This is a genomic window from Vibrio ishigakensis (genome assembly GCF_024347675.1).
Taxonomy (GTDB): Bacteria; Pseudomonadota; Gammaproteobacteria; order Enterobacterales; family Vibrionaceae; genus Vibrio; species Vibrio ishigakensis.
Genome location: NZ_AP024882.1, coordinates 956,927 through 968,298, shown reverse-complemented (window position 1 = coordinate 968,298; position 11,372 = coordinate 956,927). Strand labels below are relative to the sequence as shown.

General features: G+C 46.9%; 13 protein-coding genes. 7 read left to right on the top strand and 6 right to left on the bottom strand.

Annotated features, from left to right (window positions below; genetic code table 11):
- Nucleotides 1-237: 237 nt before the first annotated feature.
- The 5 genes from Pcarn_RS18285 to narQ form a co-directional block, all read right to left on the bottom strand.
- Nucleotides 238-1,986, bottom strand: coding sequence for a formate--tetrahydrofolate ligase (locus Pcarn_RS18285; protein ID WP_261835757.1), 1,749 nt, complete (start codon nucleotides 1,984-1,986; stop codon nucleotides 238-240).
- Nucleotides 1,987-2,134: 148 nt separating this feature from the next.
- Nucleotides 2,135-2,674: a hypothetical protein gene (locus tag Pcarn_RS18280; RefSeq protein ID WP_261835756.1), complete on the bottom strand. Its 540-nt coding sequence runs from the start codon at nucleotides 2,672-2,674 to the stop codon at nucleotides 2,135-2,137.
- A gap of 102 nt (nucleotides 2,675-2,776) precedes the next feature.
- A complete protein-coding gene (locus tag Pcarn_RS18275) occupies nucleotides 2,777-3,202 on the bottom strand; it encodes a GNAT family N-acetyltransferase (RefSeq protein WP_261835755.1) in 426 nt (141 codons plus the stop codon).
- Entirely contained in the window at nucleotides 3,189-3,800 is a 612-nt protein-coding gene (locus Pcarn_RS18270; protein WP_261837309.1) for a response regulator, read from the bottom strand. Before Pcarn_RS18270 ends, Pcarn_RS18275 begins: the two co-directional genes overlap by 14 nt.
- 13 nt (nucleotides 3,801-3,813) lie before the next feature.
- On the bottom strand, nucleotides 3,814-5,523 hold the full coding sequence (narQ, locus tag Pcarn_RS18265) for a nitrate/nitrite two-component system sensor histidine kinase NarQ (RefSeq protein WP_261835754.1): 1,710 nt from the start codon (nucleotides 5,521-5,523) through the stop codon (nucleotides 3,814-3,816).
- A gap of 170 nt (nucleotides 5,524-5,693) precedes the next feature.
- On the opposite strand from narQ, the gene napF reads away from it, so the two are divergent.
- From napF to Pcarn_RS18235, 6 genes are all read left to right on the top strand, one after another.
- Nucleotides 5,694-6,212: a ferredoxin-type protein NapF gene (gene napF, locus Pcarn_RS18260; protein WP_261835753.1), complete on the top strand. Its 519-nt coding sequence runs from the start codon at nucleotides 5,694-5,696 to the stop codon at nucleotides 6,210-6,212.
- Nucleotides 6,199-6,504: a chaperone NapD gene (locus Pcarn_RS18255; RefSeq protein ID WP_261835752.1), complete on the top strand. Its 306-nt coding sequence runs from the start codon at nucleotides 6,199-6,201 to the stop codon at nucleotides 6,502-6,504. The genes napF and Pcarn_RS18255 overlap by 14 nt, the downstream gene beginning before the upstream one ends.
- A gap of 23 nt (nucleotides 6,505-6,527) precedes the next feature.
- Nucleotides 6,528-9,020 (top strand): periplasmic nitrate reductase subunit alpha, encoded by a 2,493-nt coding sequence (gene napA, locus Pcarn_RS18250; RefSeq protein WP_261835751.1) that lies wholly within the window; start codon nucleotides 6,528-6,530, stop codon nucleotides 9,018-9,020.
- A 67-nt stretch (nucleotides 9,021-9,087) separates the two neighbouring features.
- Nucleotides 9,088-9,615 (top strand): nitrate reductase cytochrome c-type subunit, encoded by a 528-nt coding sequence (locus Pcarn_RS18245; protein WP_261835750.1) that lies wholly within the window; start codon nucleotides 9,088-9,090, stop codon nucleotides 9,613-9,615.
- A gap of 33 nt (nucleotides 9,616-9,648) precedes the next feature.
- Nucleotides 9,649-10,221: a NapC/NirT family cytochrome c gene (locus tag Pcarn_RS18240; RefSeq protein WP_261835749.1), complete on the top strand. Its 573-nt coding sequence runs from the start codon at nucleotides 9,649-9,651 to the stop codon at nucleotides 10,219-10,221.
- A gap of 9 nt (nucleotides 10,222-10,230) precedes the next feature.
- Entirely contained in the window at nucleotides 10,231-10,377 is a 147-nt protein-coding gene (locus Pcarn_RS18235) for a TIGR02808 family protein (RefSeq protein ID WP_261835748.1), read from the top strand.
- A gap of 266 nt (nucleotides 10,378-10,643) precedes the next feature.
- On the opposite strand, the gene Pcarn_RS18230 is transcribed toward Pcarn_RS18235, so the two are convergent.
- The gene (locus Pcarn_RS18230) at nucleotides 10,644-10,892 is read right to left on the bottom strand and encodes a hypothetical protein (RefSeq protein WP_261835747.1); all 249 of its coding nucleotides are present in this window, start codon (nucleotides 10,890-10,892) and stop codon (nucleotides 10,644-10,646) included.
- 326 nt (nucleotides 10,893-11,218) lie between these two features.
- Between Pcarn_RS18230 and Pcarn_RS18225 the strand changes: the two genes are divergently transcribed.
- Entirely contained in the window at nucleotides 11,219-11,368 is a 150-nt protein-coding gene (locus Pcarn_RS18225; RefSeq protein WP_261835746.1) for a hypothetical protein, read from the top strand.
- Nucleotides 11,369-11,372: the final 4 nt, after the last annotated feature.

Genomic DNA, 11,372 nt, shown 5'->3' with positions numbered 1-11,372 from the left:
GAAACTGCATTAAGCCATACCCAACACGGGTTCACTCTCTTCTCTCATTTACCGTGTGGGGCGCATTAACGGATAAAACTTCAAATGAGTCTAACAAAAAGATTTTGTCGTTAAGATAAATCCCGAGCACATCTATTACGAGGCTCCACAGGACGGGGGATCAATTGAATTTTTGAATTATTTACGGCGAAAAAAAGCCCCGCATTTTGCGAGGCTCGAGGTGTTTTTTAATGGAATTTAGCTAAGGCCTAGAATATTTCCGTCTTCGTCAATATCCAAGTTCATAAAGGCCGGCTTCTCTGGAAGGCCCGGCATGGTCATCACAGCGCCACACAACGCATAGATAAAGCCGGCACCCGCACATAGCTTGAACTCACGGATAGGCACGTCAAACTGAGTCGGAGCACCCTTCACGTTGCCATCGGTTGAGATAGACATAGGGGTCTTAGCCATACATACCGCAAGATTGCCAAAGCCTAGCTTTTGGAATTTCTCGAGCTGTACTTTCGCCTTGTCACTTAGTGTCACTGACGCTGCACCATAGCCCACCTCAGTGATCGCCATGATCTTCTCTTCTAGAGTCTGATCTAGGGTATACAGAGGTTTAAAGGTAGACGATTTTTGCGTTTGCTCTACAACCTTAGTTGCCAACTCAGCCGCACCCTCGCCGCCTTTAGCAAAGGCTTCACAGATAGCCACTTCCACATTCATTGGCAGCGCTTCAACCATAGCCTTAAGCTGGTTTAGCTCTTGCTCGCTATCTTGTGGGAAGCGGTTAATCGCCACTACCGCCGGTACGCCATATTTAGCCACGTTCTCAAGGTGCCACTTCAGGTTAGCAAAACCCGCTTCTAGTGCATCGCTATCGGCTTCAAACAGTGCATCAGGGATAGGTTGACCTGGCTTGATATTATACAGGCCAGAGTTTGCCTTAAGGCCACGAAGGGTTGCTACCACTACCGCACAATCTGGCGCTTTACCAGATGCCTGTGCCTTGATGTTACACGCCTTCTCAAAGCCCATATCTGAACCGAAACCACCTTCGGTTACGGTAAAGTCAGACAGTTTAGTCGCGATATCATCGGCGATAATTGATGAGTTACCATGAGCGATGTTGGCAAATGGACCTGCGTGGATAAGAGTTGGAACACCTTCTAGGGTTTGCATCATAGTAGGCTCGATAGCCTCACGCATGCTCACTGTCATCGCACCCGCTACCTGAAGGTCTTCTGCAGTTACTGGGTTGCCATCCAAGTCATAAGCCACAACCACTTTGCCGATGCGAGCGCGCAGGTCTTGCAAGTCTTTCGCCAGTGCTAGAATCGCCATAAGCTCAGAGGCAGCTGAGATATCAAAACCATCTTCACGCTCAATGCCATTGATGGTTTTACCTGGCTCGTTTAAGCCTACGGTGATCTTGCGAAGCGCACGGTCGTTATGGTCAACCACACGCTTCCATACAATATGTTCAGGGTCGATCTTAAGGGCGCGCATACCTGTGCGAGCTTCAAAGTCTTCATAGCCGTTACGCTGCTCATGATAGATACGAGCATCCAGCGCCGCTGAAGCTAGGTTATGTGCCGCCGTTACCGCATGGATATCACCAGTAAGATGCAGGTTCAACTCATCCATTGGTGCAACTTGAGAATAGCCGCCGCCAGCAGCCCCACCTTTAACGCCGAATACTGGTCCCATAGAAGGCTGACGAATACAGGCCATTACGGATTGACCAATCTTGAATAGACCTTGAGCGAGACCGATTGCGGTTACGGTTTTACCCTCACCCAGTGGCGTTGGAGTCATAGCGGTTACAACCACTAGCTTGCCACTTTGTTTGCTCTCTAGACGCTTTAGCGCATCTAGAGAAATCTTAGCCTTGTGCTTTCCATGCGTTTGAAACTCTTCACTGCGTAATCCTGCAGCGGTTGCTACGTCCGCGATTGGACGCAAAGGGGTAATACGCGAGATTTCAATATCCGACAGCATGACTTCCTCGAGGGTAAAAATGATACGAGCTATTTTGGGCGAGGATGATAAAGAAATTTGCGCACAAGTAAAGAGCAAACGTTTGCGTCAGAACATAAAAACAGCGATTTACGCCAGCTTTATGCCCCTAAATGCAGAGAAAATGATGTTACTTCAGTAGTTTGCGAAGAGAACCAGAAACTTGTTTCAAAAATGAGTTGTTATTCTGCTTAGCATCACGACCCACGTAGTAGGTTTGATTCCACTCCACACGCAGTTGATCCAGATTCTTATCTGTCATTGGAGCCAGCATCTTACCCGCTTCAGCGGCATAGTCGTTAGCCAATGAGTAATCCATTCTTAGCATGCCTTGCAGATAGACCCACAAGTGCATGGTAAGCCAAAACTCAATAATGACCGGAGCTTTAAACTTGCGAGAATGGCTTCTGTCTAGAGATTGGTCGATAACCTCCTGCATCGCCACCAAAGCGTCACGCTGAGCATTCAACTGATGCAAAAGCCTATCGTGGTGCACACTCAGCAAACCCAGTAGCAGTTCTAGGTCACTGTGCTCAGGAAACTTACTACTCGAGGTCTCATACAGCGGCATAAGCTTTCCACAAAGATCATCCAGCGAGTTGGGATCAGCATTCATGGTTTGCGGAATGGTAAAGCCAATAGAGTTAACGAGTTCGTGAAGAGGAGTCATGATGTGTTTGATATTTCCCAAGGTAAATCTAGCTTACCTTATTCGCGAAGGGCTTCCACGATTATTTCATCTGATTGCGAGACGTGCGAGTTTAAAACAGGCTTAACCTAATTCTTTAACCATATAATAGCGCTCAGTAGATACAGGATGATCATAAAGAGTCATCTGCACCCTGTATCCGTGTTTTTCATAAAAAGGCTTGGCTTGGAAATTGAAGGTATCTAGTAGGGAGCTGTGACAGCCTAGAGATTTAGCCTGCTCTTCGGCACGCTTTAGTATCTCACTACCCACACCCTGCCCTTTGGTTTTTGGTGAAACCCAAAGAAACTTTATCTCAAGCCAACTACCCCAGATTTCAGACACTAATCCGCCAACAACAGCGCCTGTTTCATCTTTGGCGAAACAAGCGAGGTCTTGATGGAACAGTCCTTTCAAAAATGGCGTGTTGTGCTCTTTTATGCCCGAGCGCACACAAGCAATATCCTCATCACTTGGCGTATCTGTAACCACATAGTTAATTTTGTCCATGGTGATCCAGATAGATAATGGTGGCAGCAGTGCGCGACTTTACTTGAAGCTTCTTCAGCAGACTCTTCATGTGCACCTTAACGGTAGACTCAGAGATGTACAGCACGTCTGCAATCTGCTTGTTGCGATAGCCCAAAGCAACTTTAGAAAGGATCTCCATCTCGCGCTCAGTAAGGGTTTCAAGCAAGCTTGGGTTTTCTGCACGGTCTCGAATGTGCTCTGCAACGGCATCGCTATATACCTTGTCACCATCCAAGGCATTGTGCAGATGATTTAGCAGCTCATCCGGTTCGCTATCTTTCAATAGATAACCATCGGCCCCCGCTTTCACAATGGCATCGATATCCGCTGCGGCATCAGAAACAGTTAAGATAACCACCTTGGCTTCCACACGCTCTTTACGCAGCGCTTCTAGAGTGGCAAGGCCTGACATGCCTTTCATGTTTAGGTCGAGAAGGATAAGGTCGAGCTCATGCATATGAGCCATAGCTAGCGCTTCGGTACCATTGCTTGCCTCACACACCATCTCAAATTCAGGCTCGAACGAGATCAATTGCTTGATGCCGCGACGCATTAATGGGTGATCGTCTACGATCATTACGCGATATGTATTACTCACTGTCTAATTGACCCTCACAATTGAAAACGACACGAACCTGAGTTCCTTTTCCGGGTTCGCTAGAGATGCTGAGCTCACCTTTCAGGTACTGAGCTCGCTCCTGCATGATACCTAATCCATAGTGTTCTGCTTTTTCATGGCTGGTGTCAAACCCAACACCGTTGTCTGTAACCGAGACCTCAATAAAATCAGCGTCTTGAATACAGTTTATGCGGATTTCTTCAGCATCAGCATGTTTAATGGCGTTATTTACTGCTTCACGGATAATCTGAAGCAGATGCACTTGTTGTTGAGCTTGAAGTTGCAATGATGACAGATGATTCTCTATCTCTATACGCGCACTGGTGTTAGTTTGAAGCTTCTCCATCAACACGTTCAGTGCTTCTCCAAAATTAGCCTCTTCGATACTGAGTCTAAAGGTGGTCAACAGGCTGCGAAGCTGAGTGTAAGCATCTTTAAGACCAGCATCAATCTCCTCAACCACTTGGTTCGCTTGCTCGCTGGATGGGGCTTTCTTTAACTGCCTCTTGAGAAGATTCATCTGTATCTTCAAAAAGGTCAGCGATTGTGCCAAGGAATCGTGTAGCTCTCGAGCAATAGCTCCCCTCTCGGTATAAATCAGTAGCTGCTCAAATTTCTTCTGCGCCTGATTGTAGTAGATACCGCGAGCTAGGATTTGGCTCATATTCTTGAGAAGACCCTGCTCGGTAAAATCTGGTGCCAATTGAGTACCCAGAGTGCCGAGCACTAAGCCATCAAGCTCTAGAGGCGTGTTGCTCCACTCTTGTTCCACTTGATCACCGGCTACAAACTCAATAGGTTGCCCGGCGGTATCATCGATCGTCAGTTTGACAGCATACACAGACTCTACCGAGGCTAGATTTGCAATGATATTTTTGAACTGCTCAGTGGAAAGTCTTGAAGCGGTGAGCTCTTGTGAGCTCTCGTACAGCACTTGCAATGAACTGTTGGCCTTATATAACTCTTCGGTTTTGTTCTTTACTGCTGTTTCAAGGCGAGCATATTGGTTCTTCAGGTTATTGGTCATGCCGTTGAAGGTGGCTGCTACCTCCCCCAACTCATTCTCAACCGACTCGTTTAGCTTAACGTTGAAGTTGTTTGCCTCTACCTCACGACTCGCCTGTGCCATAGCCTCCAAAGGCTGAATAACCTTCACTCGAACAAAGCGCATGATAACCAAAGAGAGCAGTACGATACAGGTAATACCGAAGACGCTGATCACGACCATTTTCAGCAGCTTTCGCTCTGAGTGCTGTTGGATCTTGAATACGAACTTATCGATACGAGAAACAAACTCAGGAACTAGGTGAGCATAGCTTTGACGCTCTTCGCCCAGCATCAGTGATTTAATCTCAATCCAGCGGGCAGTGAGGTCTTGGTAGTCCTTTCGTATTTCAGTAGGCACAGTCCAATGAAGCTGTGAGCGCATAGAAGGCGAGAACAGCGAGCCTTCAAACTCTGTAATGTGTCTGGCTAGCTCATCAGAGTCAGTCACCACATCAAAAGCGAGTCGATAGCTCTGCATACGCATAGAGCCAGAGACGTTGACCGCTTCTGCATCATCAAAGCTCGAATAGACGGTAGCCACCGCTATGGTGATGGTTGTCACCGCCACCAGCACCATCAAAGTGACCGCTCCACCTATGGTGAACGAGACCGAACGGGTTTTAAATTTAATCAAATTTGCTCTCTAAAAAGTAAGTTTTGGTTGTGTGAATGTGATCGCTTTAAACAATTGATCTAAAACAAATTACATATCAGTTTAACCCTTATTAGGTATATGGTTATAAAATTTATCACCTACACTCCAACTATAATAAATATTTATTAATTCAATGACTAAGGTGCATTTTGGTCGATTTGTCTAGGCGCCGTCTGTTTACAAGGCGCTCACAACAAAATCAATTGATCTATCAAGTTGGAACGCGTCTTCCTTGGGCAAAGGAGGACGCTCTGTTTATTGATGGATGTACGCAGTGTGGAAAGTGTATTGACGCATGCGAGACCAAGATCATAGTGAAAGGTTCTGGCGGTTATCCATCTATCGATTTTGAGAAGGGAGAATGCACCTTCTGCGAAGGGTGTGCAAGCGTCTGCCCTGAACCAATTTTCCGTGCTACAGATGAAGCACCTTGGGAAATAAAGGCTACAATTAAAGAGTCATGTCTCGCCCTGCAGAACGTTGAGTGCAGAACCTGCAGTGATGTATGCGAACCCTTCGCAATACAATTTTCTCTTCAAATTGGGCGAGTTGCACAACCTAAACTAGACTCAAATTTATGCACCGGATGCGGTGCTTGCGTAAGCGCTTGTCCAGCGACCGCTATTTCCATGACCGACAATAAAGAGGGTACTAATGCCGGCCAGTGAAGTACATATCTCCAGCTTTGTAGTGTACTGCTCACCTGAAACCGTGAGTGACGTGCGCCAGTTTATAAATCAACTCGATGGCACAGAGATCTACGCCGAGAGTGAAGAAGGCAAATTCGTGGTAGTGATGGAGACTGAAAATCAGGGCTTCATCACCTCAGCGATAGACCAAATAAATGAATTAACCGGAGTGGTGAACACTGCTCTGGTCTACCACCAAATTGAAGCAGACATCGAAAAACTAGACACCGACATCCATGCAACGGTTACGACCGATGCCAGCATCGGTTAACTAATTGTGCAAGAGGACTGACTATGAAAATGACACGACGCGAGTTTGTGAAAGCAAACGCAGCCGCTTCAGCAGCAGCGGTGGCGGGGATTTCACTTCCCGCCGGAGCCACCAACCTCATCGCAAGCTCTGACCAAACCAAAATCAAATGGGACAAAGCACCATGCCGTTTCTGCGGTACGGGTTGTTCGGTTCTAGTTGGTACGCAAAATGGTCGAGTAGTTGCGACTCAGGGTGACCCAGAAGCGCCAGTAAACAAAGGCCTTAACTGTATCAAGGGCTACTTCCTATCTAAGATCATGTACGGCGAAGACCGCTTAACTCAGCCTCTTCTACGTATGAAAGACGGCAAATATGACAAGAATGGTGACTTTGCTCCCGTGTCTTGGGATGTTGCTTTCGACACCATGGCAGACAAGTGGAAAGAATCACTTAAGAAGTCAGGTCCAACTAGCGTAGGTATGTTCGGTTCTGGTCAGTGGACTGTAATGGAAGGCTACGCAGCCGCTAAGATGATGAAAGCGGGCTTCCGCTCAAACAACATCGACCCTAATGCACGTCACTGTATGGCATCAGCGGTAGTTGGTTTCATGCGTGCTTTTGGTATCGATGAACCAATGGGCTGTTACGATGACTTCGAAAATGCGGACGTATTCGTACTTTGGGGTTCGAACATGGCAGAGATGCACCCAGTCCTTTGGACTCGTATCGCTGACCGTCGTCTAAGCCACCCACATGTGAAAGTAAACGTACTTTCTACTTACTACCACCGTTCGTTCGAGTTGGCAGACCATGGTTACATTTTCCATCCTCAGTCTGACCTGGCAATCGCTAACTTCATCGCGAACTACATCATCCAAAACGACAAAGTAAACAAAGACTTTGTTAGCAAGCACACTAACTTCAAGCAAGCTGATACCGACATTGGTTACGGCCTGCGTGACGATGACCCTCTACAACAAGCGGCAGCAAACCCTAACTCAGGCAATGTTACTGACATTAGCTTCGATGAGTACGCGAAATCTGTAGCGCCATACACAGTAGAGAAAGCGAGTGAGATTTCAGGCGTTTCTGAAGAACACCTAATCCAACTTGCAGAGCAATATGCGGATCCAAATACTAAGGTAATGTCTCTCTGGACCATGGGTATGAACCAGCACACCCGCGGCGTATGGATGAACAACCTTGTTTATAACATCCACTTACTAACCGGTAAGATTGCAACTCCGGGTAATTCACCATTCTCACTAACGGGTCAGCCATCAGCGTGTGGTACTGCTCGTGAGGTTGGTACCTTTGCTCACCGTCTGCCAGCGGACATGGTAGTAGCGAACCCTAAACACCGTGCAATCGCTGAGAAAACGTGGAAACTGCCTGAAGGCACTATCCCACCGAAACCAGGTTATCACGCGGTACTTCAAGACCGTATGCTACACGACGGCAAGCTAAACGCTTACTGGGTAATGTGTAACAACAACCTGCAGGCTGGACCAAACATCAACAAAGAACGTCTTCCGGGTTACCGTAACCCAGACAACTTCATCGTATGTTCTGACCCTTACCCAACAGCAACAGCTCAAGCCGCTGACCTTATCCTTCCGACCGCTATGTGGATTGAGAAAGAGGGTGCTTACGGTAACGCAGAGCGTCGTACTCAAGCTTGGTACCAACAAGTAGATACAGTAGGTGAAGCGAAGTCTGACCTTTGGCAGATAATGGAGTTCTCTAAACGCTTCAAGATGGAAGAGATCTGGCCTGAAGAGCTACTAGCGAAAGCACCTGAGTATCGTGGCAAGACCATGTACGACATGCTGTTCAAGAATGGTCAGGTGGATAAATACCCACTAAGCGAAACTCAAGAGCTGAACGATGATGCTCAAGCACAAGGCTTCTACGTTCAAAAAGGCCTGTTCGAAGAGTATGCAACATTTGGTCGCGGCCACGGTCACGACTTGGCACCATACGACACCTACCACCAAGTGCGCGGTCTACGTTGGCCAGTAGTTGACGGTAAAGAAACCCTATGGCGCTACAAAAACGGTTCAGATCCATACGCGAAGCGTGAGGGTTGGGACTTCTACGGTAAGCCAGACGGTAAAGCCTGGATTATCTCCGCTCCTTATGAGGCTCCACCAGAGGTGCCGGATCAAGAGCATGATATGTGGCTATGTACCGGCCGTGTCCTAGAGCACTGGCACACAGGTACTATGACTCGTCGTGTTCCTGAGCTGTATAAAGCCGTTCCGGATGCTGTGGTTTATATCCACCCAGCAGACGCGAAAGAGAAAGGCTTGCGCCGTGGTGATGAGGCACTGATCTCTAACAAGCGTGGTGAGGTTCGCGTACGTGTTGAAACTCGCGGTCGTAACCGTCCACCTCGTGGTCTGATATTCGTACCATTCTTCGATGCGCGTATCCTGATCAACAAGCTGATTCTTGATGCTACTGACCCGCTTTCTAAGCAGACAGACTTCAAGAAGTGTCCAGTTAAGATCACCAACCTGAATGTGGCTTAGGCCTTTGTCAAATGCTAGGGGCTAGTTATCTAGCCCCCTACCCTAGCCATAAGGCGGAGAAATAATAATGAAAAAGCTGTTGATTGCTCTTTTATCAATAAGTGCTATTGGCGCCGGAATTGTACAAGCAGATACCGACGATATGGTGCTTGAACAAACAGAAATGGAAAAAGCAGAGAATGCTGGCGTTGAACAAGCTGAACTGTACAACCCTGGTGGCATCGGTGGTGTTGAGTCACTGCGTGGTGCGAGTGAGCTCGAAGCAACGCGCCCTGCTGACCAATTCAAAAAATATCCTCGTGAACAGATCATCGAGAGTAACTATGTGTATCAGCCCCCTCTGATCCCACATAACATCCGCTCTTACGAAGTGGATCTCAACGCGAACAAATGCCTAGCTTGTCATAGCTGGAAAAATGCTAAAGAGATGGGCGCAACGAAAATCAGCGTAACTCACTATGTGAACCGTGAAGATGCGGTATTGGCCGACGTATCTCCGCGACGCTACTTCTGTTTGCAGTGTCACGTACCACAAGCAAACGCTAAACCTCTAGTAGAGAACAGCTTTGAAAGTGTTGATTCACTTAAGAAGTAATCCCCTGCTGGTTGTTAACATAAGAGGCTATCTATGAAATTACTAAAAGCGTTTTGGAAGAGACTAACAACACCAAGTAAAGCAGCCGCAGGTGTGGTTCTTTTCATGGGGTTTGCTGGTGGTCTTCTATTCTGGGGCGCATTCAACACAGGTATGGAAGCGACGAACACCGAGGAGTTCTGTGCGGGTTGCCATGAGCCTATCGTGAATGAGATCCAAGAAACAATCCACTATGCGAACCGTTCAGGTGTTCGTGCAATCTGTTCGGACTGTCACGTACCGCATGAATGGACCGATAAGATTGTTCGTAAGGTTCAAGCGTCTAAAGAGCTGTTCTTCCACTTCATCGGTACTATCGATACGGAAGAGAAGTTTAAAGCTCGTCGTGGTCACCTCGCAGAGCGTGAGTGGGCACGTTTGAAGAAGAACGACTCCCTCGAGTGTCGTAACTGTCACCAGTTCGAGTATATGGACTTCTCAGAGCAAAGCTCTCGAAGCTCTCAACAACACTCAACCGCTCTGGCATCTGGTGAAAAAACATGTGTAGATTGTCATAAGGGTATTGCGCACAAACTACCTGACATGCACGGCGTAGAAGGTTGGTAAGGGAGAGATATGAGTCAACTAGAATCCATAATTTGGCATGTATTAGGCTACAGCGCTATGCCAGTCATCATCCTAGGTGGGTTTGCCGCCGTAGCAGTGATTTGTCTTTGGCTGTTGTCTATTACCTCGGACAAAGAAGAAACTGAGACGAACTAACCTTTCCTTTATGTTTAAAAAGCTCGATTTTATCGGGCTTTTTTTGTGTTTGGGGGTTGGTATGAATGGTGAGCATTGTTCTTCGGACAGATCCCGGATAAATGCTCCGCATTTTACGCTGGGCCGGCACCCCGGGATGACGACAATTTTTAATCGCCAAACCTAGTTCATACCGGAAAGCCCACCAAGGGCTTATCCGCTGGGCCGGCATTCCGGTATCTTCAAATCGCACATATGCGAAATTGCACAAACCAAAGACATCCCCATCAAATCTCCAAATCCCTTTCCTTACGTCCAACGATATACGTCACATACCCAACCTTAAACAACCCAGCAAAGACGATGGTGCCGATATGAGCCACCGCCTGTTGAATAATGGTGAAGTTCTCAGCCAATGGGAAACTGACCAAGATACTGATACACATCATAAGTGCAGACCCGATCATGGTCATGGCGCCTACTCGGGTAACTTTGGCGAAATCGAATTGGTTTGATGGGTAAATTGCTTGAGTCATCTGGCTTTTCCTTTAAACATATATTTTATATACATGTTATAGAGTACTATGAAACCGAGATCAAGAATGATTTGCATTCATTGTTTGAATGAGAGCTAAACTTTAGATAGGTAACGAATAGAGTTGACTGAACTTAAGCGCATAAAATTCATGAAATAGTATGCATATTGTGAGGAAAATGCATGATTGCGCAAAATGTGGGCGTTATCAAAAAACCAAATACGATAGTGAACAGAGCTCAAACTTTTTATCGTTAGGCGATGATTTAATCAGTTTTAGGCGTATGGTTACCCCATCAGCTAAAACAAAAGACATGAGGTGCTACCATGATTTACAGCCAACATGCAGAAGAGATTAATCGCAGTGCAACCAAAGGCCTGCTACCTCTGATTGGGATAATCTTTGCGGTCAAACTTGCGTTAATCGCAGTTCCGACAATTATCTCTTCACTGCACGGTTTAGGACATTTCTTCTAACTTA

Coding starts and splice junctions, on each gene's coding strand:
- Pcarn_RS18230 (WP_261835747.1), bottom strand. CDS start 10,892: ATGACTCAAGCAATTTACCCATCAAACCAATTCGATTTCGCCAAAGTT.
- Pcarn_RS18240 (WP_261835749.1), top strand. CDS start 9,649: ATGAAATTACTAAAAGCGTTTTGGAAGAGACTAACAACACCAAGTAAA.
- Pcarn_RS18285 (WP_261835757.1), bottom strand. CDS start 1,986: ATGCTGTCGGATATTGAAATCTCGCGTATTACCCCTTTGCGTCCAATC.
- Pcarn_RS18270 (WP_261837309.1), bottom strand. CDS start 3,800: ATGATCGTAGACGATCACCCATTAATGCGTCGCGGCATCAAGCAATTG.
- Pcarn_RS18245 (WP_261835750.1), top strand. CDS start 9,088: ATGAAAAAGCTGTTGATTGCTCTTTTATCAATAAGTGCTATTGGCGCC.
- Pcarn_RS18275 (WP_261835755.1), bottom strand. CDS start 3,202: ATGGACAAAATTAACTATGTGGTTACAGATACGCCAAGTGATGAGGAT.
- Pcarn_RS18225 (WP_261835746.1), top strand. CDS start 11,219: ATGATTTACAGCCAACATGCAGAAGAGATTAATCGCAGTGCAACCAAA.
- napA (WP_261835751.1), top strand. CDS start 6,528: ATGAAAATGACACGACGCGAGTTTGTGAAAGCAAACGCAGCCGCTTCA.
- Pcarn_RS18235 (WP_261835748.1), top strand. CDS start 10,231: ATGAGTCAACTAGAATCCATAATTTGGCATGTATTAGGCTACAGCGCT.
- Pcarn_RS18280 (WP_261835756.1), bottom strand. CDS start 2,674: ATGACTCCTCTTCACGAACTCGTTAACTCTATTGGCTTTACCATTCCG.
- Pcarn_RS18255 (WP_261835752.1), top strand. CDS start 6,199: ATGCCGGCCAGTGAAGTACATATCTCCAGCTTTGTAGTGTACTGCTCA.